This is a genomic window from Mesomycoplasma ovipneumoniae (genome assembly GCF_024758565.1).
Taxonomy (GTDB): domain Bacteria; phylum Bacillota_I; class Bacilli_A; order Mycoplasmatales; family Metamycoplasmataceae; genus Mesomycoplasma; species Mesomycoplasma ovipneumoniae_B.
This window is the reverse complement of sequence record NZ_CP079199.1, coordinates 889,361-914,318: the sequence shown is the minus strand read 5'-3', so window position 1 is coordinate 914,318 and position 24,958 is coordinate 889,361. Positions and strand designations below refer to the sequence as shown.

Sequence of the window (24,958 nt, the reverse complement as noted above, 5' to 3'; positions counted from 1 at the left end):
TTAAATTATAAAATATTTTGCCTAAAATGCAAATAAATAAATATTATTGACTCAAATACTTATTAGTTAAGTCTAAAAGTTTATTTTTTTCCCAAATAAATTTAACTAATTTTTCGCGGTCTGCTTGAGTTAATTTAATATCTTTTATTTTAACTTGTCCAAAAATATCGATTTTTACAGGCAGAGAAAAAAAATCATCTCTAATATTATAAAAAGATTCAACTCAGCAATTTAAAAGGTGAAAATTTTGACTCTTATTTAAAATATCAAGCAAAATTTTGGACATAATTAGTCCTAGAAGTCGGCTGTGTGGCGTCTTTCTTATTAAATTTTCGATTATTTCAGCGTTTGTTTGGCTGACATAATCATCAATTTTGCTGATTTTATCAATGTTAGTGTCGTTTTTTTCAATATTGGAATCAATCAAAAATGAATGGCCATGATCGCCTAATACTAAAAAATCATTATCTTTTGCAATGTTTAAATTTAAACCATTAAGAAATAAATTTGCATGCATGTTTTCTAAATTAGGACCAATTCCAAATACTTTTTTGCCAATAAGCCCGCTAGCAAAACTAAAAATTTTACATAAAATTGAATTGTTATAACCTAAGACAAAAGCAATTCCGTTAAAATTAGAGTGTCGAACTAAATAACCAATTTTATAAATTTTTTCTGAATTTTCAAGCGCAAGATCAACCAGACTCATTCCAGGAACTAAATTTTGATTTGGATCAATTATCAAAATATTGGCTTTTTCCAGGGACGCATAATCTTCCAAAAATATTTTATTTTTGTATCCGCCGTGTTTTATTATTAGATTTAATTCCTTAATAATTTGATTTGTCTTTATAAAATTTTCGTCAATTAGTAAAAAATCAACATTTGTTTTTGCCAAAACCAAGTTATAAATTAAATTTACGCTAGTGTTTGTCACTCCGATAAGTGCTATAATCATATTTTATCCTTTTGTAAAAAATATTTTTTATTAGTTTGTGGTATAATATTTTAATATTTAACACAGTCGAGCTTAGACTCTAATTTTAAATTTTCACTATTTTATTATACAATAAATTAGTAGAAAAGTAGAAGAGGTTCGTTTTGCTACAAGTCAGAACAAACATTTTTAGATCAAATCAATATTTTAAATTTTTATTTAAATTAAGTTTTAAAAAGAAAGCAGTATATGTTTTTATAATTCTTTCTTTTTTAACAACAGTAATGTTGTCCTTAATTACAAAATTTTACGCAACTGAGACAAATTTTAGTCTTTTTTCATTTATAACCCTTTTTATAAATCTTTCATTAACGATAATTATATCATCCTATATGTTTTTATCTATTTTTAAAGATTTAGCAACTCAAAGTCTTGATATAATAACTTTCACAAAACCATATTCTCGTCAATATTTTATTGCGACAAAAATCTTGTTTTTAACATTTTTTGGACTTATTTGGTCAGTTTTTATTGACATTTTATTAATAGGATTTTATTTAATTAATTATTCATTCTTTGACCAAGTTAACTCTCCTTTATTATTTGGTTTTTTATCGCCATTTTTTTCATTTATTATTTTTGGTGGAATTACAGTAATTGTTAGTCACAAATTTAGTTCAAAATCATCGCTTGCTATCGCTATTTTTTCGTTTTCACCTTTTATTTTAATTGGTTCAACAACAGCTTTTAATTCAACTTCAAGCATTAACAGATTTGCTGAAATTCTTAATTTAGAACATAAAGGTTATGATTCAAATACAATTGCTGATGTCGAAAAATTTTACCTAAATGATAAACAAGATCGTTTTTTTATAATTCCAAAACAAGTTGACAACCCTAATTTTACCGATCGACAAATAAATTATATTCAACAAGCATGAAATGATTCTTCAGCTGCAGCCCAAATCTGGCAAGTAGCTTCTTATTTATTAATTCCTTATCAATTAATTAATATCTTTGAACCAAAAGACCGTGATGCAATTGAAAATGCTGCCGGAAATCAGGATAGTTTTCTGAAAAATTACATTTATTCAAACAATTTAGAATCAAAAGAAAAAAATTATCTTCTCTCAACAGTCCCAAGTCTACAAAGATACAAACTTTCAAATAATCAAGAGGTAATTTTAGTTCCTGGGGCTCTTAAAAATGATTCGCATTTTGAGGATCTTGAAAATCGAGAAATAATTTATGCTAATGAAGATGCTTCCAATTTTGAAAAAATACTTCCACAAGACTCACAAACTTTTGGGCTTACATCTGATCTTGTTGGTAAATTAAAGTGAAATTTAATAAAAGAAGTTGTTTCATCTAAGGTTTTTGACAAATACGCGCGCACATTTTTTGAAAGCTTTACAGAAGAAAATACCCAAAAAGATATTCTTGAAAAAATTTCTGCGGCAATTTCAACTGATAAAGAACTTTTAGATTTAGTTGATGAACAAACTGTTGTTCTTGCGAAAAATCCTGACATAACACAAATTGAAAACCAAGTTCAAAGAAAAATATATTTGGCTACCTCATTGATTTATTGACTTTATTTTAATAAACAAAATAGCTTTGTTCTTGATAATTTATTAAAAAATGACAAAAATAGTTTTGATCCAGCTCCATTTTTTGTCAAAATTGACCAACAAAATTATCAAATCGGCGGATTTTCTTCATTTAGCGCCGAACAAAGACTAGTTGATAACAAAGTGATAAAAAGATTTAATTTAGCAAAAAGCAACAACTTTTTATTCCAACCAGTTTTACAAATTATGGAAATAAAATCTAATCATCACGTTGTAATCAAAAATTTTTACCCGCTAATTTGAGCATTTATTTCAATAATTTTAGTTTATTTTATCTTTCGAATTTATACTAGAAAGGATTATAAATAATGTCAAATTGAGCTTTGGATGTTAAAAATTTAACAAAAATCTATCCTAAATCCGAAAAAGGTGCAAAAAATGTCACTTTTAAGGTCAAAAAAAACACAATTCATGCCTTTATTGGTGAAAACGGAGCTGGAAAAACAACTGTTATTAAGTGTATTGTCGATGCATACCAAAATTTTTCAGGAACAATTCTTATTAATAATTTTTCAAATAAATTGCCAGAAGCAAAAAAATTTATTGGTTATGTTCCGGAAAATTCAATTTTTCCTCCCGAACTAAATTCATACGAATTTTTGTATGAATTTGGACTAATGTCAAAAATGAACTCTAAGTTAGTAAAGGAAAAAATTGATTATTATTTAAAACTGTTAAAAATTGAAGATTTAGCAAAATTAAAGCCATTTAACTTTTCTTCAGGTCAAAAGCGAAAAATTATGCTTGTTCAGTCTTTAATTCATGATCCAGAACTAATAATATTTGACGAACCTTTTTCAAACTTAGACCCTTCAGCGCGGGCTGAATTTTTAGCAATTATTAAAATTTTACACAAACAAGGAAAAACAATTTTCCTTTCAAGTCATAATTTGCAAGAAATTGATTCTTTGATTGATAGTTTAACACTAATAAATAAGGGACAAATTTACTATTGTGGTCAAAAAACGGAAAATTTGCAAAAAATGTACCAAAAATATATATTAAAAACGGGGACTACTAAATAATGTTAAAGAAAAAATTACTAATTTTAGCTACATTACCAACGTCTTTTTTCTTTATTTCTTGCAGCGGAATTTATAATTTTTATGAATCTCAACCAAAACCCGAGAACAAATCTTTGCTTACAAATGCCAAATTTCAAGAATTTGTCAATTCAGTTTTTTCTACTAACGAACTTCAAAAACAAGACTATATTTCAAACCAAGTTAATCTAAATTTACCAACATTAACTAGCGAATTAAAATATTCTCTTATTTTTTCAAGACCTTATTTTAATATGTCAAGAGATGAATATAGAGAAACACGCCAAAATTCCCGATTTACAATTCATTCATATTTATCAAAAAATTGACTATTTTTACTAGAAAATATTGACAAATTATCTTTTATTTTCAATCCTTATACAGGTCGCTTTGTTAAAAATGCCGATGAAGAAAAAATAAATTTGCTAAAAGATAACAAAATCAGAATTTCAAATAAAAATTTTGATTTTGTTAAAATTGATAGAGAAGCTGATCAATTTGATAAAAATAGTGTTTATTATTTGATTTTTGACAAAAATAAATTTATCAGATTTACTGCTTTTGAAACTAATAATGAATTAAAAACAAAACTTGACTTTAATATGTTTGTGCTTGAAGATCAAATTGCTGATAATTTTTCTTTTGCTAATGCAATCGAAAATTGAGTAAAAACTGAAGAACAAAAGTATTTTAAGGATAAACTCGAAAGCGCACGAGAAAATCTAACCGATGCTTTTGAAGAAAAAAAGGCCGAATTAGAAGAACAAATTGCTAGATTTAAAAGTCAAAGCCAACAATCAGATCTTGGTTCTGAAGATGAAGAGGACGAAGAAAATTTTTGTAGTGCTGAAAATTTACAATTTTGCACGCCTGAGCAAAAAGCTTTCCTAGAAAGTACCAATCGTCGAGCATTTGGAAGAACCAGACGAAACGTTAGTGCCACAAATTTTCAAGACGTTAGTGTCACAAATTTTCAAGACCTACCTGGTGATCAAAATCAAGATCCTAGTTTAGAACTTGCTGAACTTGAAAAAAAATATAACCAAGATCTCTCAAATCTCGAAAACACTGTAAAAAATCAAATTTTTAATGAAAAAAATGATCTAACTGCGGCTAATTTTTTCTCAAACATCACCACTGATATTTCTACTTTTAACTCTCCTTATAAATTTCATAAATACAGTTTATATTCAATAGATTTGGAAAAAGGTAGTGATATTAGCACTAAATCTGAACAATTACCCGAAAAAGATTCGCCTTTTTTAGGTGATTATTCTAAATTTATTGACGAAAAACTTGATATTAAGATAAAAAATGAAACGCCTGAGGAATTCAATAATCGCCGTGTTTTTGAATATATTTTTCAAACTATTTGACAAAACAATGAAAACAAAAAAGTTCAATTTTTCAATTCTTACTATGCAAAAGAAAACATTGAAAAATTAGAATCTCAATGAAAAAATATTCAAGAAAAATTAACTAATACTAATCCAGATTTTGAGAGCGCAATTCAAGAATATAAGAGTTTTGTTGAAACAAATTGACTTTTTATTCTCGAAAGACTTGACAAACTTAGACTTGATTTTTATAAATGATACTCATTTCCCGATCAATTTGATGAAAACGGTAACCTAAAAGTTGCCCATAGTGACGAATTTAAGCAACTTGTTAAAGACCAAGAAGATCTTACAGAACCTTTTTATTATGCAAATAAATTTCTTGAGTCAATTTCTGAAGGAGACACATCAAGATTTGTAAGCAATTATAAAGATCTTTATATATTAAAACAAAATACATTAATAAATTTAAGAGTTGATTATTCAACTTCAGAACCAAAAGTAAGTCTAAATCCTTTTGTATATCATTTTCCTAAAACAAAAAATAAAATTTCGGCCAAAGTTCTTACCGAAATTTTCCACCAAGCACTTTATCATGCTTCTCAGGAAGCTTATCGTGATTTTGAAAATGATTTTGTAAAAAAATTCCGTTATAATTTGCCTGCGCAAATGTTTTTTAAGGAAAAAGATGAAAAAAAATAAAAAATTAGTATTTTCTGTTAATTTATTAACATTTTTATCAGTTGGTTTTTTAGCTAGTTGCACTCAAGCGTCTAATCAGCAAATTAATTATCAAACTAAATACGAAAAATTTGCAACAAATGATATCTCTAGCCCGGAAAAAGCCCAACCTTTTTTAGAAAATAGTATCATCAATCAGCTTTTAGATAAAATTTATGAAGATAGTGATTCAAAAGAGCAACTAATAAACCGAATTTTAACAATTAATTCTGAAAACTATTTGAACGATTTAATCTTTAATTTAAGCTTTTATAACTCAATAAACAACTCACCAAGTGATACAATAATTAGTGGTTTTGGAAGGGGTTCTTCCAACCCTGTTTTGTTTGAAAAAGCTAAATTTAGTATTAATGAATTGTTTGAAAACAATTGACTTTGACTTTTAAAAAATTTGAATTCTGCTGTTTTTGTTCGCGGTCTAGCAAATATCGACCAATTTCAGCAACAAAATGATGAACTAAATATCGGCCTAAGAAATGAAGCTTTAAAAAATAGTTTTTATCAACCTAGTTCAAATAAATTTATTGACATTGCAATTGTAAAATCACCTACTGAAATTGATCCAGAGACAAATATTGAAACCAAAAATTATCAAGTGTTTCTTCTAAATCAGGATAATTTTATTTTTAATTTAACTATTAAAAAACAACTTAAAGACCAAAAAATACTTAGTTTAGAAACCACTTTAAGTCCGTGAATTCAAATTTACCCTAAATTTATAGGTCAAAAAACTGAAAAATTCCCACTACAAGAATATGCAAGAATTATTTCAAACTACAGAAGCGGCGTTGAAGGTGTTAGCGTGCAACTTGTGGAAAAACTAATTTTTGAAGAAAATCTTGGTGGAAATGTTTTATATTATACTCTAGTCGATTTTCAGAAAAAATAAGATAGTTTATTAAAAAAAATTTATTTTTTTATTGCTTTTTTTTATTTTCATGTATAATTTTAAATCGATAGATAAAATTAATTTTTAGATTCTTTCAAGAAATATAAAAATACCTAATTTTTTAAAAAAAGGAGTAAAAATGGCATATTTAGACAAAAAAAGGAAAGATGGCTTATTGCAAAGCGACGCATTTTATAATGAGCTTTTTCTTGGTTTGTTTGGATTTGGTTTTTGGTATTTGGGTAGAATAAGTCTAGCAATTATTAGATTTACATTTACTCTCGTTGGTCTTTTAATGATTTTCATTTCGCAAATGATGTATTTAGGATCAACAGCCCAAGACGAAATTGCAAGAGATGTCCAAATTTTAACAATCACAGGTGGTGTAATTCTTGGCCTTTCTGCACTTTGAAACATAATCACTTTAATTATGATTTTCACCGCTGATCTTAGAGATGGAAAAGGTGTTAAAATTTTCCATTGAGGAACAGAAGTTGAAGATAACCCTGAACTAGAAAACGAATTTGACAATCCTCCAGTTGAACAACCACAACCAGTAACCGTGGCACCAATTGAAGCAGAACCTGTTTTTGAAGAACCATTAGACTTACAAGTTCAAACAACTGAGGAATATGTAGAACCAGAACCTGTTTTTGAAGAGCCAGAAATTTATGTTGAGCCAGAACCAGTTTTTGAGACAACTTACTACGAAGCACCAGCTGAACCAGTTTATGTTGAGCCACAAATAGAAATAGAACCAGAACCTGTTGTTAATTTAGAAGAAAATCTTGATATTGCAAGACAGATTGAAATGATTAATGCTGAACAAGTTCAAGCAAGTCAATTAAACATTGTTCACGAAATGGAAATTCCTGTTGATTTACACAATTTAAAACACATTCATCATACTACATTTACCATTGAAGAAATTGAGAGCGGAATTGTTGATGAGCATTTTGAAATTCGTGGACAACATGATATCAATTGCCATTCATAAAAAAAATAATTAAAAATAGTTTTCTATTTTAATATGCGACTAAGAAATATTCCAGATGCACTTGAAAGAATTCAAAAACATAATTTACTAGTTGAAAATCCAATATTTGTTGATGATTCTTGAATAATAGAAGTAGGAATGGGCAAAGGTCAAATGATTACAAAACTTGCCTTTGATAATCCTTCTAAAAAGTTTTTAGGTGTTGAAAAATTTCCCACAGCTGCTGTTAAATCTTTAAAATATGTTGATACTTATAATTTAAAAAATTTTTTTATCATTATATGTGATGCAAAAAATTTATTGTCAATGTTAAACGGAAAGGTAAGCCAGCTATGGCTTACCTTTCCTGATCCTTGACCAAAGAAAAAACACTATAAGCGTAGACTTACATACAAACTTTTTCTTGATATTTATAAAGAAATACTAACAAAAAACGGTCTTTTAAAATTAAAAACAGACAATCAAAAATTTTTCCAATACTCTTTAGAATCTTTAGAACAAAATGGTTGAAAAATAATTTACCAAACTAATGATTTGTTAAATTCTTCCCGCCATAGCGAAAATGTTTTGACTTCTTATGAAGAAAAATGAGTTAGATTAGGTTATAAAATACAGTATTTAGAAGCCACTTTTAATTAAGTCAGTATTTTTACTAATATTTTTTAGATTACTTTTTATTAAATTAGTGCATTAATTTAAAATAACTTTTTTTATATTTATTTTTTTTCAAAAAAAATATAGTTTTTAGGCTATAATTTGCTATAATACAACTTTTAAGCTATATACAATTAATTTAGTAAGGTTCACATATTTATAATGAAAAAATTTTCAGAAATTTTTGTCAAATATTCCAATAAATTCGAATCAAATAGGATAACAATTGAACCTGTCTTTTTTGACTCACAAATCCCAATGCTATTAAAAGAAGACCTTGCAATCACTGAATATCTTGGCCAAAATAAAGCATATATTAATTTAGGTTCGCGCACAAAAGAATTTACACCTTCAAGATTTCGAAAAATCGCACAAAAACTAGCTAGTTACCCACGAGATATCCAAATTGATTTTGATAAATTTCCAAATAGCTTCCTTCGTTATTTAATTGAAGTTGTTGCTTTTGTTCGTTCTGATATTTTTTCGCTAAGAGCAGAATATGATAAACAGCGAGCAAAATATCGTGATATTTTAGTTGTCTCAAGTTATTTAGAAGAATTGAAACCAATAATCAATAAATACCAAATAATAAATAATGCCGTAAATTATGCTCGATATTACCAAAATATCCCGCCAAACATTGCCTCTTCTGAGTTTTTAGCAGCTGAAATACAGAAAAAAATTTCACAAAACCCTAAATTAACTGTTAAGGTTCTTGGCGAGTCAGAAATTCGTAAATTAGGGATGAATTTACTTTTGGCTGTAAATCGTGGCTCAACTTATGATGCCAAACTTGTTGTTATTTCTTATGAAGGATTGCCAGGAAGCCAGTATAAAACCGCTTTTGTTGGAAAAGGAATAACTTTTGACTCTGGTGGATATAATATAAAAACTGGTATGTATATGAATGACATGAAATACGACATGTCAGGGGCAATAATTTGTGCTGCTGCTATTGATGCGCTTTCAAAATTTAATCCTCTAGCTAATGTTGTTGCCGTTTTACCACTAACAGACAACCGGCTAAATGGTGATGCAAATACACCTGATTCTGTTTGAAAATCAAAAAACGGTAAAACTGTTGAAATTAACAACACTGATGCCGAAGGTCGTTTAATTTTAGCAGATGCAATTACATATGCAATTCGTGAAGAAAATGCAACCGAAATTATTTCAGTAGCAACTCTAACAGGAGCAATTCGTGTTGCTCTTGGCGAAACTTTTACTGGCGCATTTGCTAATGATGATAAACTTTGAAAAAGTTTCAATGAAGCATCAAAAGAAGCTGGTGAATTAATTTGAAGAATGCCACTACATTTAGATTTTGCCCAAAATATTCGTGACTCAAAAGTAGCAGATCTAAAAAACACCGATTTTTCAGGTAAAGCTGGTTCATCATCTGCTGCAATGTTTATTGCTGAATTTGTCGAAGACAAACCATTTCTTCATTTAGATATTGCCGCAACCGCCTTTGTTCACAACCTTCCAACTGGCGTAATGGTCAAAACTCTTGTTGAATATATTTTAACAAAGTAAAAAATCTAAATTAATCTCACTAAAAAAGATAGCGCTTGCTATTTTTTTTATTATTTTTTAACTGTTAAAAATAGTTTTAATTTAAATTATTCGTGCTTAGAAACTGACAACCCCAGTCCAAAAATAGAACTTAACACTCTAAAAAACGCTTTAATTTATTTAGTTTTTTCTCTTTTATTAAAGAAAATTTCAAAATAAATCTCGAATATTTGCTCAGTTCTATTATTAATTAGTTGTTCAATTTTTTCAAAATCCTCTTTATATTTTTCAAGATTTTTAGGATCTTTATCAGCGGGTTCAATTTTATAATAAAGACCTTTAGGCCTATCTTTTGGACAAAGACTTTCTAATTTACTTCCGTTTTTATCAACCGCGCCTTGAATCAAAACATCTTGTATATTTTGGCAGATTGGTTCAGAATTTTTATTTTGCTTTCTTGAATTAGTATCTTTATGAAGAAGTATTAAGTTTCCGATTTTTTGTACTATTTTATTATACTTTTCTTGGTAACTTTTGTCGTTATTTATCAAAAATCCTATATTATAATCCTTGCTAGGTTTTTGTGGAAAAAAGTGATCAACTGAAATAGGATCGTCTGTGTTATTGTATAAATTCGTTAATTGACTTGTAAATTCAGTCTCAAAATGTTTTTTATATTTTGGATGAATTTCTCCATTTTTTCTAAGGCTAATTCGCACTCTCAAAATAACATTTTTTTTTAAATTTTTATCATTTTTGCCTTCTTTATCTATGAAGTTTCTAAAATCATCAAGATTAGCTTCATCACTTTCGTTTGTTAGCGATTCTACTAATTTGTGATAAAGTTCTTTGTCATTTCTTAAAAAACTTGGATTATTTTTTTGCTGTGACATTATCGTATAGATTCGTTTTCTTAATGATTGACCACGAAAATTGCTGTAATAAATAATTTTAGACTTTTCAATTTGAAATAAAACAGAACTAAATAACTCTAAATTTGCTTTTTCCTTTGTCAAGTTTAGACCGTCATTAAAAATTTGAAATTCTTTTATTGCACTTTCGATTATTAATGAATAGGGGTTGTTAGCACCTTTTTTTGAAATCATATTGATTTGTAAATTTATAAAAGCTAGTTCATTTCTATGAATTGTGTCTTTAAATTTTTGGATTAAAACTTTTATGCCATCGTCATTTATATCTGTTTGATTTGATAAAACATTTATATGTCCGACATATCCATATTCAAAGACTAATATCTTTTTAACAAATGTTTGTAACGTTTCTTCAGTTAATGCCTTGTTATTTGTTCATTTATTTAATAAATTATCAAGTTTCTGATATAAAGAAAATAAATTATTTTCTGTATTTTGGGTATTAAATTCATCGTTAATAAAATATTGTTGATTTTGTAAAAATACGCCTAGTTTATCTTTATTTTCCTTTTTTCCGCCATGATAAAAATATTGTCTTATCAGTTTGACATATGGAATTTGTTCTTGTTGGGATTCTTCATTTACCCTTGAAGCAATTAAATCAACCACGTCAATTGGTTTTGATTGAACATTTATACTAATAAAAAGTTTTGCAAATTGCTTATCTTTAATTTCTGAAATTCTAATTAATGTTAATAAAACCTTATCCAAAATAAAATTTGTAAAGTCATTTATTCAGTCTACTGAGTTTTTATTAGTTTTAATTTCATATAATTTTTCTATAATTTTTTGTATATTTTTAGAAAAAATAGGGTCGTCAATTTTTTCATTATTTTCAATAAATTCTAGCAGAGGGGTATATTGGCTATTGTTTTTAGAAAAGTTGTTCAATATTTTGCTTATTGTTTGATAAATGCTCGCCTGTTCTAAAAATATATTTTCGTCAGGATGGCTTGTCATCTTTAGTATACTAATCAAAATTAAGAGAATAGAAACAGTTCTTTGCTGCCCATCAACAATTCAAAACCCTTCGCTTGCTTTTTTTTCTGCAAAAATAATCGTGTTTAAAAATAAAAAATTTTCCTTTGTATCAAACTCCTTGAAAATTAGGTCAAAAAAATTCGCTATTAGACGACTATCTCAAGTATAATTTCTTTGAAAAAAAGGTAAATAGATTTGGTACTCATGAAATTTTTGTAAATATTCTTGTACTGTTATTGTTTCTGAAGACACATTTTTGCTTTTTTCTCTGTCTGAATCAATATTAATATCATTTTTGATATAATTATTTTTTATTTCAGTTTTCATTATTTCATTAATTCAGCTTTTATTTATAGAAGTTTTACTTTTTATTGGTTCATCATTTTCGCTTACATCTTCATCTTCGTCTTCATCTTTCACTTCGACAACTTCAAATTCATCTTTCATATCAAGAACTTCGCTATTATTTTTATTTAGTTTTTCGTCTTTTATTTCTAAATCTTCTGTGTTAATGAATTTAGACTCATTATTTTTTATTTTACTGTTAACTACTAAATTTTGGGGATTATTAATTTCACCCTTTTCTAAAATTTCTATTGTTTTTTGTAGATAATTTTCTATTTTGCTTATGAGGATGTTTCTTTCTTGATCATTTTTTATATCTTCCATTATTGGTTTTCAAAAGCCACCGAAACTTTCAATAGCACCTTTTATAACAGTATCATTTTTACCACTGTTTTTTACTAAAATTTCTTTATATTTGCTATCAAGATACAAAGCATCAAATGATAAAAGTAAATTAAAACAAATTAAATTTAATTTTTTATCAATCGCTTTGCTTGCTTTTTTGAATGAAGATATATATTTTTCAAATGAATTTAAAGCGATATTTTTAATATGATTATGCCTAAAAGTTGAATTTCCATCTCATTCATCACGATTCTGTTTGTAAAAATTGACTAAATCCTTGGTAATCTTAAGCCTAATAAAAGGAGGATAATTTTTTTTATTTATAGATACAATTTTAAGACTTTCAAGTATGGCAACACGTTGTCAAAACGTTGACTTGGCTATGTGTTTTTCTCGCTTTCAATCTTTAGTAGTAATTTTTTTGTGCGCAAATTGTGAGCAAGGAACTATTTTATTAGTATGTTCCACTTTATAATCTAAATGCTTTTTGTTAATTATTTGGCCTAAATCTTCTATAAAAGGTTTGATATATATAAATATAGAAGTACCAATTTTTCATGGAATTAAGTTATTATTTTTTGCACTTTTTCCATTTTGATTAGCTTTTTTCTTCGCCATAATTCTCCTTGTCGATCTTATAAATTAAATTTATTAGCGCTTCTAAAATTGTTACTATAATAGAATTTCCTGGCTTGGCGATATAATGATTCTTTTGTTAATATATTTTTTGAAATTAAAGGTTCTAACTTTTCAAAGTCACTATTTTCAAAACCCATTAATGAAAAAGCTTCACGATTTGAGATAAATCGATAATTAAGTTTTTTTTCTAAATTATTTTCGAATTTAATAATCCCGGTATTTGGATTTCTGTCTTGCTTGGTTGTCAAGGTTCTAATAATAAAATTTTTTGAGTCATTAATTTTTTCAACCTTCTCGACCATCATAATTCGCGATGGAGTAGCATTAATTAAAAAGCCAGCATTTTCACTATTTTTTTCATCAAAGTTAAAAATTGATTGAAAAATTTGTTTCCTTTTATCAAAATCGGTTGAAATGTCCTGACCTAAATTTAAGATATATTTTTTAAATTCTAAGTCGTTGGCAAAAGGTGTTTTTATTTCTTTTAGAAAACTAATAGCAAAAACTCGATTTCTTTTTTGAATTGAACCAAAATTGAGTCCATTTAATGTTGCAGTAAAAGTTTTATAACCTTCTTTTTCCAAAGTTTCTTTTCACTTTTTATATTGATTAATAAATTTTTTTGATATTAAATTAGGCACATTTTCCATTAAAAGATACTTTGGCTTAACTTTCATTCCCTTGATTAGTGAATAAACATTTCAAATAAGAGAACTTGTTGAATTTTTATCAAAAATACCATTAGCACGGCCCATGTTAGCAATCGAAAGACCTTGACAAGGAAAAGAATAAGTGACAAAATCAGGCGCTAAGCGATTAATTTCTTCTACATTTAAATTTATAATTGAACCTAAATTATTGCTTTTTATAATCGAAGCCACAAGAATTTTTTTAAAAGTTAAATCTTTTCTTGTTATTTGTGAAGGTCTTTTTGAATCTAGCGACAATTCAAATTTTCTTAAAAAAAAATTTATTTTTTCTGGTGAACTAAGTTGATTTTTTTTTAAAATTTTATCAACATCAGACAAAACATTATGATGTATTTGAGCATATGTAATAATTGACCGAGCATCTCAATCAACTGTGGCAACAATTTCGAAAAATTTTTTCTTGCCTTTTTGAAAATTAGCGATAGCTTTTGCTTGCGCCCCAATTCCAGAAAAGGTTTCTAATACCTTAATCTTAGACATTAGAAATCCTTTTTGTTTGGGTTTTATTAATGTTAACTATATATATATATATATATATATATATATAGTTCCAAAATTAACAATTTTTATCATATTAGTAAATTATACACAGTATATTAACTTTTTTTGGAAAAATAGCCTAATATCAAATATTTTTTTTATTATGAACTAAAGTTGAGATGTTTATAATTTTGAAACTACAGATTTAATTTCTTGATAAGTATCTAAATCAATAAGTCTAAAAAACGGGGTTAATTTGCCGTTTTTTAATTTTTTACCCTATACAAACCAACAATTTTGTTTTTGTAAAATAGAGGAGAACCTGACGAACCTTGCGTGTAGCTGATATCTTGAATAAAAACATTTTCTTTAGCCAATTCAACAGCTTTGTAATTTAAATAAAATAATGTTTTTAATGTTTTAGGCTTAAAATCTTCGTTTAATTGCGTGAGAAAACCTAGGGCTTATAATACTAAAATATGAGTAAAATAAGGATTTTTTTAAGCATTTGATGTTTGTATAATTCTTATATTTTTATGGTATAATAAATTATACAATTTTCTATAACGGGGGAAAATTAGGGTAAATTAATTAATATTCATAAGCGTATATTAAAAAAAGGCTAAATATTCATTATTTGATTAATTTAAAAATGAACAGAAAATTTAATTATGATAATTCCATAAAATTTATATCTCTTTTTTTATTGTCGATTTTTAAAACAATAATTTTGATTGTAGGTGTTATTTTAACTAGTATTAGCGGTGTTGATGGCGAACAAACAATTGGATCAGATTCGGCAACACCAATTGGAAGATTAAAAAATACAATAAGTTTTATATTTGGATTATTGTTTCTTGCCTCATTGGGTTTGCGTATCTTTTTTGCTTGAAAATTAAGGGATGATGAAGTCTTTAGACAAACTGGGCTAGATGTTAAGCAATATTCGATTGGTTTTGCGCTTATTCCTTTAATTACTTCAATTTTATTAATTACTAAGTCACTTAGAGACAAAATTTCAATTGGTAATGATTGAACTACAAGGCAATTAATACTTAAATGAAAAATCATTAATTTTATTAAGGATTTGGTTGTTCTTCTTTGACTTTCATCGATTGTACTTGCTATTGTTTCCTTAATTCTTCGCTCTGCTACAGATAATACAATGTTTGAAGAATTTAATGAAGTTGTTATTATAACAATCTTTATTGGGATTTTCTATTTTTTAATTCCATTTTATTTTTTGGCTTCCTATTCTCTTAAAATATATAGATTAATCAACAAAAGAGAAAAAACTTATTGGGAATCAGCTAGTTACGTTTTTTTCATGCCATTTTTTTACTTCAATGCTTGAAAAAATGTTTTGAGACTTTCTAAAAAATTAAAAATTGCAGAAAATACACTAGCAAGTCAAAATGAAGTAGAAACACAAGTAATTAATAACAAAATTAGTCGACAATTTTATCAATTTACAATTGTAAAAAATATATTCTATTTAATTTTTCTTATAGTTTTTACAGTAACAATGTGGCTAGCTATAACTAAAAATGAAATTTTTCGTAACACTGGTGTTAGTCTAATTTTCTTTACTTTATTTAATATTTCAACTATGACTTACCTTATATACATTGGACCTCGTTATTTAGCAGATTCTGTTAACATGCATTCCAAACGAGCTTGACTAATTTTATATATTTTAGACATTTTTGTTCCTACAGTTTCTATTTATAACCTAATAAAGTATAAGCAAAACAAGACTATTTTAGTTTAATTCTTATCATAATTTCATATCCTACTATTAATTTTTTATTAAGGAATTGTAAAAAATTATCTTATTTTAAAATACCTTTTTACATATACTGGTTTTACAAACTTAGCGTTTAGACAAATTATACTAACTAACCAACTAAAAAATATCAAATTACCCACCCGGTAAATTTAAAAATAATTGAAATATGACCAATTTAATTAATCTAATAAAAGAAAAAAAATTGAATGATAAAAATTCTAGAAAATTTTGAATTTTGTTTGTTTTGTCAATAATTAAAACAATGTTTTTTCTTTTGTTATTTGTTTTATATAGTAGTTCATATGAACATACCCCTAGATTTAGTCCTAGACTGAGTTCACATAGAGAAAATAATATTGACCTAGACTCTTTAATTGGAAAAGTATCCACGACGATACTTTTAATAGCTATTTTTTTGTTTTTCATTTCATTATTTTTTCGGATTTCTTTAGCTTGAAATTTAAGGGATGATAAAATTCTTAAACAATCTGGTATAAATCTTAAACAATTTTCAAATGCTTTTTTACTTTTCCCTTTAATTATGTCGATTTTATTAATTAACAACTCGTTTAGTCCAAAAAATACAATTGCCAATCATTGAACTACCAGACAACTAATAACTAAATGGAAAATTATTAATCGTTTTGTTTTATTAACTCTATTTTTTACCATATTATTGGCTATAATTTTTACATATGGGTTATCCTCTAGTGGTATTAGGCAAATCGATAATAATTTTATTAGAAATTTTGCAGATGTTCTACGGGCAATATTTGCTTTTACATTTTGGTTTGCGTGAATTTTACTTTTTTCATTAGCTTCTCATTTGTTCAAAATATATAAATCAATTGATAAAACTGAAGAGTCAAATCAAACATCCACTATTTTAGCTTTTTTTGCGAGTTTTTTGGGACGCTACGGTCGGTTGTTTTACAGAAACACCAAAACTGTAAGTTTTGATTCGAACATATCGCTTATAGAAAAAGAATTAGAAACAAAAGAAGAAATAATCACAGAAGAATCCAAAACCAAAACTAATTGAGAATTTTACAAATTCTCAATTATCAAAAATATATTTCATTTTATTTTTATTATCCTTTTTATGATAGCAGCCATAGTTTTACTAGTTGTACCTACTGATCAACTTATTGGTCAAAAAGTGAGTATTGGCATTTTGTTTGGTTTATTTAGTATTGCATTTTCACTTTATTTTTTTTACATAGTACCGCGTTATATTGCAAATTTTTCAAGTCTAACAAAAAATGGTTTTTATATAATTTTGTATATCTTAGACATTTTTGTTCCTATAGTTTCAATTTATAACCTGATAAAATATAAGCAAAATAAGACTATTTTAGTTTAAATTTTAGTTTTTTTGTTTTAATTAATTAGAATAAAATTCAGACAGGCATTGGTGAGCCTGTCTGAATTTCTAATATTTCGAGTTTCCTAGTTTGATGATGTAATCTTAAAAAAGTGTGCTGGTTTAGTTTATTCACCTTTTTATTTTAATTTTAAAAAAAAATTTTTGTCTTATGTATTACAAAAAATTAATCAAGAGAATCTTCAATAATTTCTTTTTCTGACTTTGAAATAAATGATCTAAGCATAATAAGATAAATTATACTAATTAAAGGAATAAAAATTGCAACAATAGAAAGTCCAAAAATTAGCTTAAACTTTGAAATAAAGTGAGGATTTTTTAGGTTCATTCGCATTGGTAGATCATTTAATTTAAAAGGGGAAATAATTAATAAAATTCAATAAACAAATGCTAATACACACCAAAAACCAAACATTACAAGTACAAACGTAGCTGCTTCTAAAATTGCTGAGAAAGCTTTTTTAGCATCTTCTGGGTCAGTGCTGCTCTGACCTGCACCAATAGCACCTCCAGCAAAAAGTAAAATAAGTGTTATAACACCTAAAGCAAATTTAACTATACGAATAATTAATAATATATTTGCTCATGATTTAGTTGATTTTAATAATTGAGCGGTATTGTTTTGATAAGCCATCTATATCCTCCTGGAAAAATTGTATATTATATATGGAAATTTATACTAAAAAATTATTTTTGCACTATAATCATACAAGAAATTATTCTAATTATGAAAAATAATGCACAAATAAATAATTATATATATTATATTATAAAATGAATTGCCAAGACTAAAAAAACAAATAAAAAAGGCGTGATTTTTTGTATTTCTGGTGGAGTTGGCTCTGCACTTGTTTCATTTTTAGGAAAAAAAGCTTTCCCTAATTCGCATTTAGGTCTTATTATGCCTATTCGTGATATGAGCAGCGACAAAACTGATATTGACCAATTAGTCAAAAAATTTGAAATTTCCACTAAGGAAATTAACTTAAGTTCAACTTTACAAAACTTAAAAGACTTGTTTAGTCTTAAAAACCAACTGGCAAAAATCATAAAAAAAATATAACTACTATTTAAACTCAATGCAAATAGAAAACTCGTTTTTATTTACATTGAGCCTAAAAAAATATATGAAGTTTTGAAAGAACAATAACTAAAAGCCCTAAATTTATATAGATTTCTAAACGGATAAATTTAAGGCATTCCATCATATTTAAAAACATAATGGATAATTCGCATTTGCTGATTTTTTATGGCAAAAACATAACTAATCCCTCTTAATTCAATACAAAATTTATTAATTTATTCTTAAGTGAGTTTAATTATAACAGAATTTTTTTCTAGGCCAAGCATTTTTTTTTTTTTTTTTTTACAATGGCTTAATTTTAAAATAATAAAAATTAAGGTTTTAGCGCCAAAAAACGCGGATTTTAAACTAGGACAAGAAAAATTAACACTAACGTGTTGGCTTTTTTGTTCGAGTTTATGGAGAAAGCTAACACGCAAAGTGTTAGCTCCTAAATCGAAGATAAAAATGCAACGTATAGTATAATAATATTATACTTGCATTTTTTTATTTTTGGAGTATCATGGAAAAAAGAAAATTTAAACATTTTAGTTTTGAAGATTTAGTAAAAATTGAGTTTTTATTGCAGCAGAACAAAAGTATTAGATTTATTGCTAGGCAACTCAATGTTGCACCCTCAACTGTATCAAGAGAAATTAAAAGAAATCTAAATGAATATGGAATTTATGAAGCTAATTTGGCAATAACAAAAAGGCGAAAAAGATATTATCATAGGTATTATTTTAGATTTGTTGTGTTAGGAAAATATGAGGAATTTAGCAAAATTTTTGCAATAAAATATGACAAAAAAGTCCATGGAGTTAAAGCGACATATTTTTATATAGCAGAAAATTTCCCGAACATTGAAAGGCCATCTTTAAAGACTGTTTTTAACTGAATCAAAACTAATAAATGGGTATTAGTTAGGAGTGACAGACTCAGAAAATATTACAAAAAAGGTGGAAAAAGAACCAGAAATGCCGTGCAAAGATTAGTTCCAGAAGGTTATGTAAAACCCATTTGAGCACGTGATAAATCCATAGATTCTAGGCAAGATTTTGGACATTGAGAGCTAGATTTAGTAGTTGGGAAAAAGGCCAGCGGACATGATAATATCCTAACTTTAGTAGAAAGAAAAACTAGAAAATTATTTGCTAAAAAAGTGCGAAATAAAAATCCTAGAGCCATCAATAAAGCCATCAAAGATCTTGCAAATGAAAATAATTTACATATCAAAACTATCACTTGCGACAATGGAATTGAATTTGAGGAAATTGCGATATTGGCATATTGATTAAAAGTAATAATTTATAAAGCAGAACCATATGCTTCATTTCAAAGAGGTTCTAATGAGCATGCAAACGGATTAATTAGAAGATTTTATCCAAAAGGTTTTGATTTCAACCTAATTAGTGATGATGATTTACAAAATACAATCAGTAAAATTAACTCAATGCCTAGGGAAATTTTTAATTGAAAATCCGCTTTAGAGGTCTTTAATGATAACTTAGTTATTTAAGATTTAAAAAAATCGCCGTTTGGCGATTTCAAAAATATCTATGTGTTGCATTTATATTTTTAATTTGGGAGCTAACACGCAAAGTGTTAGCTTTTTTAAATTTTCAAATGCAACAAAGGGAGAATAGTAATGTCAAGACACTTTAAAAAAGACGAGTTTGATATGATTTATAAAATTTATAATGAATTTGGATTAAAACAAACAATAAATTATATAAATGATATTTCGCCAGATACAAATTTTATAACCAGAAGTCAACTAGTTCGAAGAATCAAAAAAATTATTAGGTATTATAATAATGGTATGCAAGATCAATTATTAGATAAAAAGGGTGCAAGAAGAAAGCCAGGGAGTGGCAAACCTAAAAAACAAATTGAACCCGATTGAAACGAATTTACAAAAGAAGAATTAATAGAAATAGCTAAGAGATATTACGAAACCAACAAAGATAAATCAAAATCAGGAAAACTTAGTGAAGCCAAAACACTAAATATTCCCTACAGCAAATCTGCAAAAATTTTTAATGTATGCAGACAATCAGTGGCAAAATCTAAAACTAGAGTTATAAAAGTAAAAGAGCACGAAAATGACGCAATAATTAAAAAATCCTTTCTTGATAACAAAGGTAGATATGGTCGCTTAAGGTTGAGTGCTTATATTTATATAAAATATAATATTAACATTCACCCTCGAAGTCTTGGAAGACATTTAAATAGATTGAATTTAGTATGCAAAATTAGAAAAAAAAGAAGAAAGAGCGAAATTAAGAATACCAAATTCGCACTGCCGGATATTGTTAAACGCGACTACAATGATAAATTAAATAGAAATATTTTTGCTACTGATGTTACATATATAAAAGCTCCCAGAGATGTTAAGGAAAGCCACGTATTTTTGTCTGTAATAATTGAGCATAAAACTAAAAAAATCAGAGATTTTAAATTATCTGTAAGCAATGATCTTAATTTAGTTATGAACAATATAAAGACATTTAGGTCTATTGATAAAGATTTTGTTATTCATTCAGACCATGGATTTCAATACACTTCAAAAATCTATATTGACAAAATAAATAAAATGGGAGGAACTGTTTCGTTGTCTCGTATAGGAAATTCATTAGATAATAGGGAGGCTGAATACTGATTTTCAATTATAAAAAGTGAATGCTTAAACGAGTTAGATTACAGTAAAATAACTTTAGAAGATCTGAAAAAAATAATTGCAGATTATATATTTTGATACAACAACTATAGAATTCAATCGATTTTAAATTGAAAAACACCACAGCAATATGCTATGATGTTATAATAATATTAAACTGTTAATTTTTCTTGTCCTAGTTTAAACCGGATGCTTTTTTGAAATTACCTTATCAAACTGGGAAACTCAGGTTTCAATTTGTAACCTAATAAAATATAGACAAAACAAGACTATTTTAGTTTAAATTTTAGTATTTTTTTGTTTTAATTATCAGAATAAAATTCAGACAGGCTAGCTAACCTGTCTGAATTTCTAATATTAATTTAACTTTAGAGAGTTTTATAAACCAAATTTTTTAAAGTTTATTTTAAATTTACTTATTTTGTAAAAATTTTAAAACTTTTTCAAATAAATAATCAACATTGAAACCTTTTAATTCATAAACAATGTCTCCTGGAGCTGACTCGCCAAAGCCACTAGCAAAATGTCCAGAAAATTTTTGGACAGTAGCTAATTTAAATCACAAAGGATCATTTGAAGCCTCAATGGCAAAAATAGGCAACTTTTCTAATTCTAATTTTTTAATCAGTAGTGAATTTTCAACTAAATTTTGTAAAATTGGAACTGAAATCAAATTAGCAAAAATTTGATTTTGCCCTAATTTATCAATTAGCTTTTTGGCAAGCCCAACCTCTGAGCCAGAGGCGAGTATATTTATTTTAGCTGATTCAGTTTTTTGAATATAGTAAGCTGAGTCAATTTTTTCAAGATTTTTGTTGCAAGACTCCAAAGGTTGTCTTGTTGAGATAATTGCAACTGGTTGATTTTTTGAATTTAGGCCGTAGTTAAAGGCAAAAATTGTTTCAAATTCATCACAAGGCCGAATTACTAAAAAATTTGGGATTGATCTTAGCATTGCCAGTTGCTCAACAGGCTGGTGGGTCGGCCCATCGCCGCCGACTTGATAAGAGTCATGGGAAAAAATGTAAATTGGCCCAAGATTCATTAAGCCAGCAAGACGCAAAGCTGGTTTTGCATAGTCACTAAAAACTAAAAAAGTCGAACAAATTGTATAAAAATTAGCATAAAGTGAAATTCCGTTGTTAATTGCGGCCATTGCAAACTCACGAATTCCGTAGTCAATTAGTTTTTGACCGCTAAATTTAGTTTTAGTTGCAACCCCTAGGTCAGCAGATCCACCTAAAACAAGTAAGTCACTTTTGTCAATTTTTTGGATAATTTGCTCAACATAATCCCGAATTGCTAAGTTATTTTTAGCAAAAGTTAGTCCTGCTAAATTAAAAAGTTCTTTATTTTTAAGGAAGTTTTCAAATCTTTGTCCAAGAAGTGGATATTTTTGTTTATAAATACTAAAATTTTTTTCTCAGTCTAAGTATTTTTGATTTTTTGGCTCTAATAAATCAGTGCCTATTTCATAGGCTTTTTGGTCGTATTGAAAAGGATCAAGCTTCTCTAGTCCCAAATTAGCTTTGAATTCATAGCTTTTTTTAGCACTGATTGATCCATGATGACCTTTGTTTGAATTGGCAAATTCTGTTCCAAAGGCAATAATAGTTGGAACTTGGATATAAACAGGTCTGTCCGATTTTCTTGCTTTTTCAAGGGCTAAATTGATATTTTCAACTTGATTATCTTTTAAAATAATTGCATCAAAGCCCATTGATTTAAAAAAATTGGCAAAATCAAGATTATTAACTTGAACAGCGCTTGTATCAATTTGAATGTTGTTAAAATCGTGGACAATTATTAATTTTGACAGTTTATTTGTGCCGGCAAAAGCTAGGGCTTCTAAGGCAACACCTTCTTGAAAATCGCCATCGCCACATAAGACATAAGTAAAATGGTCAATAATTTTTAAATCATTTTGATTAAATTTTTGTCCCAGTCTTTTTTCGGCAAGTGCCATCCCGACAGCCATTGCCACTCCTTGGCCTAGCGGTCCAGTTGAGGCATCAATATATTCTAATTTATCAACCTCGGGGTGAGATGGCGTTTTTGAATTTAGTTGTTTATGATTTTTAATATCTTCAAGGGAGATTAGACCCATTAAATGATAAAGACTATAGAGTCCCATTGAACCATGGCCTGCTGATAAAACAAAGCGATCGCGATTAATTCACTTTGGATTTAGCGGGCTAAAATTTAAATTTTGACCAATTAGGCTATAAAAAATTTCGCTTGCCCCAAGGGCCATACCAATATGACCACCGCCAGCATTATTAATTGAATCAAGGGCAATTGTGCGCATTGTTGCTAAAAAAAGCTTTAAATTAGGCAGTTTTTGCTCGTTTTCCATGGTATTTTTTGATAACTCCGTCGATAATAAAAATCAAATAAACTAAAATGCTAAAAGCTAGAATTACATATTTTCCAACTTTAGGAATTAGCCCAAGAATTCCGGGAATATAGCCAATAAAATAGTCTGTATCGCCTCAGTTAAGACTAATTAGCGATTGTTTTGTGGCTCCGCCGGCGGTAATTAAATCACCAAGTGAGTTTGTCTCAAGCGGTGTTCAATTTCCAAGGGCAAAAAACACCGGAATAAATGTAATAATTAGTCCGCCAACAAAAGGTCCAATAATAGCCCCTCAGATTCCACCTTTTACGTTGCCAAAAACACCAGAAGTTGCCCCTAAAAAGAAATGTGGAACTAGTCCTGGAAGAATTATTGCCGGAATTAGAGCGCCATAGCCAAGTCCTAGTGTAATAAAAAGTCCAATTATTCCTGCTAAAAAAGAGGAAATAAAGCCAATAATAATTGCATTTGGCGCATAAGGAAAAACTACCGGACAGTCAACGGCAACTTTGGCATTTTTAATCAACTTGTCCGAAAAACCTTTAAACATCGGCACTAATTCGCCAACAAATAGCCTAACTCCGGCAAGAATAATTTCAACTCCGGCAGTAAAAGTAAAGGCCGAAATTATCATAGTTACAACTCAGTTTTTTGAAGATAAAATCTCAATTACATTAGCATCAGCAACTGCGTCAAACCGACCTAATTCATAAAGAATTCCTGCGGGTAAAAAGGCAAAAATGTAAAAAAGAAAAACAGTTAGCGAAATTGAAACTAGTGTGTTTCGAAAAAAATAAAGTGACTGGGGAAATTTAATTTCTTCTGTTGAGAGCAGACTTTTTTTGGAAATTTTAGCAATTGACTCGCCAATTAGACCAGAAAGGGCATAACCAAATCCGCCGGTGTGGCCTAGGGCAATTTCGTTTGTTCCGGTAATTTGGCGCATATATCTTTGTTGAGCTGCAGGCGAAATTACCATATAAAGGGCTAAAATACTTGCTCCGGCAATTAGTGCCATTGCAAAATCTGCTGAACTATTTTGAAAATCAAAGCCAGAAGTGTACATAACAGCGGCCAGCATTAAAGAAGAATAATAAAGAACATGACCTGAAAGATAGACATATTTTAGTCTTGAAAAAGTTGCCAGAATAATGTTTAAAAGCATCGCAATAACCATAATTAGCGATCCTAAAGTTGCAATACTTGGCAAACTCTGGGCTAGCGCGCCGGCAAAAGCATCATTATTTGGAATAACTCCGCTTAGATTATAAACTCTTTGGAAAAGCGGCTGGAATGAATTTAGCGAGCTAACTAAAACACCAGCACCGCCACCTAAAATAATAAAACCAACACTTACTTTAAAAGAACTAACAATAATTTGTGAGACTTTTTTGCGCATTGCAACAGCGCCAATTAGTGTAAAAAGTCCAACTAGCAGAGCTGGTGTGCCGACAAAGTCTTTTAGAAAACCTAAAAGTCAAAGACCGAAATTCATCAGTTATCCTTTCAT

General features: G+C 27.9%; 19 protein-coding genes. 12 read left to right on the top strand and 7 right to left on the bottom strand.

Translation table 4 applies throughout. From position 1 onward, the window contains the following. Positions 1–43 precede the first annotated feature (43 nt). Complete coding sequence (locus tag KW512_RS03345) at positions 44–958, bottom strand: lactate dehydrogenase (RefSeq protein WP_258841384.1); 915 nt, start codon at positions 956–958, stop codon at positions 44–46. A 263-nt stretch (positions 959–1,221) separates the two neighbouring features. On the opposite strand from KW512_RS03345, the gene KW512_RS03340 reads away from it, so the two are divergent. The 7 genes from KW512_RS03340 (at position 1,222) to KW512_RS03310 (ending at position 9,765) form a co-directional block, all read left to right on the top strand. After that, entirely contained in the window at positions 1,222–2,877 is a 1,656-nt protein-coding gene (locus tag KW512_RS03340; RefSeq protein WP_258841383.1) for an ABC transporter permease, read from the top strand. Beyond that, the gene (locus tag KW512_RS03335) at positions 2,877–3,593 is read left to right on the top strand and encodes an ABC transporter ATP-binding protein (RefSeq protein WP_069099788.1); all 717 of its coding nucleotides are present in this window, start codon (positions 2,877–2,879) and stop codon (positions 3,591–3,593) included. The genes KW512_RS03340 and KW512_RS03335 overlap by 1 nt, the downstream gene beginning before the upstream one ends. Further along, positions 3,593–5,650: an aromatic motif membrane protein gene (locus KW512_RS03330; RefSeq protein WP_258841382.1), complete on the top strand. Its 2,058-nt coding sequence runs from the start codon at positions 3,593–3,595 to the stop codon at positions 5,648–5,650. The genes KW512_RS03335 and KW512_RS03330 overlap by 1 nt, the downstream gene beginning before the upstream one ends. Next, positions 5,637–6,578, top strand: coding sequence for an aromatic motif membrane protein (locus KW512_RS03325; protein WP_258841381.1), 942 nt, complete (start codon positions 5,637–5,639; stop codon positions 6,576–6,578). The genes KW512_RS03330 and KW512_RS03325 overlap by 14 nt, the downstream gene beginning before the upstream one ends. Positions 6,579–6,717: 139 nt before the next feature. Next, on the top strand, positions 6,718–7,575 hold the full coding sequence (locus tag KW512_RS03320) for a hypothetical protein (RefSeq protein ID WP_258841380.1): 858 nt from the start codon (positions 6,718–6,720) through the stop codon (positions 7,573–7,575). Between the two features lie 33 nt (positions 7,576–7,608). Then, entirely contained in the window at positions 7,609–8,214 is a 606-nt protein-coding gene (trmB, locus tag KW512_RS03315; RefSeq protein ID WP_258841379.1) for a tRNA (guanosine(46)-N7)-methyltransferase TrmB, read from the top strand. Between the two features lie 177 nt (positions 8,215–8,391). After that, positions 8,392–9,765 carry a M17 family metallopeptidase gene (locus KW512_RS03310; protein WP_069097849.1) on the top strand — a complete coding sequence of 458 codons (1,374 nt, stop codon included), beginning with the start codon at positions 8,392–8,394 and terminating at the stop codon, positions 9,763–9,765. A 155-nt stretch (positions 9,766–9,920) separates the two neighbouring features. On the opposite strand, the gene KW512_RS03305 is transcribed toward KW512_RS03310, so the two are convergent. The 3 genes from KW512_RS03305 to KW512_RS03930 all read right to left on the bottom strand — a co-directional run bounded on the left by KW512_RS03305 (position 9,921) and on the right by KW512_RS03930 (position 14,553). Continuing rightward, entirely contained in the window at positions 9,921–12,965 is a 3,045-nt protein-coding gene (locus tag KW512_RS03305; RefSeq protein ID WP_258841378.1) for a DUF262 domain-containing protein, read from the bottom strand. A 17-nt stretch (positions 12,966–12,982) separates the two neighbouring features. Beyond that, the gene (locus tag KW512_RS03300; RefSeq protein ID WP_258841377.1) at positions 12,983–14,176 is read right to left on the bottom strand and encodes a DNA cytosine methyltransferase; all 1,194 of its coding nucleotides are present in this window, start codon (positions 14,174–14,176) and stop codon (positions 12,983–12,985) included. Between the two features lie 266 nt (positions 14,177–14,442). After that, on the bottom strand, positions 14,443–14,553 hold the full coding sequence (locus KW512_RS03930) for a hypothetical protein (RefSeq protein WP_258841376.1): 111 nt from the start codon (positions 14,551–14,553) through the stop codon (positions 14,443–14,445). A 275-nt stretch (positions 14,554–14,828) separates the two neighbouring features. Between KW512_RS03930 and KW512_RS03290 the strand changes: the two genes are divergently transcribed. After that, positions 14,829–15,947 carry a hypothetical protein gene (locus tag KW512_RS03290; RefSeq protein ID WP_258841375.1) on the top strand — a complete coding sequence of 373 codons (1,119 nt, stop codon included), beginning with the start codon at positions 14,829–14,831 and terminating at the stop codon, positions 15,945–15,947. A gap of 433 nt (positions 15,948–16,380) precedes the next feature. After that, a complete protein-coding gene (locus tag KW512_RS03285; RefSeq protein ID WP_258841374.1) occupies positions 16,381–17,328 on the top strand; it encodes a hypothetical protein in 948 nt (315 codons plus the stop codon). Between the two features lie 187 nt (positions 17,329–17,515). Here KW512_RS03285 and KW512_RS03280 read toward each other — a convergent pair whose 3' ends face one another. Beyond that, positions 17,516–17,983, bottom strand: coding sequence for a hypothetical protein (locus tag KW512_RS03280; RefSeq protein ID WP_258841373.1), 468 nt, complete (start codon positions 17,981–17,983; stop codon positions 17,516–17,518). A gap of 93 nt (positions 17,984–18,076) precedes the next feature. Here KW512_RS03280 and KW512_RS03275 point away from each other — a divergent pair, with 93 nt between their 5' ends. From KW512_RS03275 to KW512_RS03265, 3 genes are all read left to right on the top strand, one after another. After that, the gene (locus KW512_RS03275) at positions 18,077–18,412 is read left to right on the top strand and encodes a hypothetical protein (RefSeq protein ID WP_258841372.1); all 336 of its coding nucleotides are present in this window, start codon (positions 18,077–18,079) and stop codon (positions 18,410–18,412) included. A 523-nt stretch (positions 18,413–18,935) separates the two neighbouring features. After that, positions 18,936–19,931, top strand: coding sequence for an IS30 family transposase (locus KW512_RS03270; RefSeq protein ID WP_258841371.1), 996 nt, complete (start codon positions 18,936–18,938; stop codon positions 19,929–19,931). Positions 19,932–20,060: 129 nt separating this feature from the next. After that, positions 20,061–21,239, top strand: coding sequence for an IS3 family transposase (locus KW512_RS03265; RefSeq protein WP_258841370.1), 1,179 nt, complete (start codon positions 20,061–20,063; stop codon positions 21,237–21,239). Between the two features lie 265 nt (positions 21,240–21,504). Here the strand turns inward: KW512_RS03265 and KW512_RS03260 are convergent, their stop codons facing one another. Both KW512_RS03260 and KW512_RS03255 read right to left on the bottom strand, forming a co-directional pair. Continuing rightward, complete coding sequence (locus KW512_RS03260) at positions 21,505–23,448, bottom strand: transketolase family protein (RefSeq protein WP_258841369.1); 1,944 nt, start codon at positions 23,446–23,448, stop codon at positions 21,505–21,507. Further along, complete coding sequence (locus KW512_RS03255; protein WP_258841368.1) at positions 23,423–24,943, bottom strand: PTS ascorbate transporter subunit IIC; 1,521 nt, start codon at positions 24,941–24,943, stop codon at positions 23,423–23,425. The genes KW512_RS03260 and KW512_RS03255 overlap by 26 nt, the downstream gene beginning before the upstream one ends. Between the last annotated feature and the right edge of the window lie 15 nt (positions 24,944–24,958).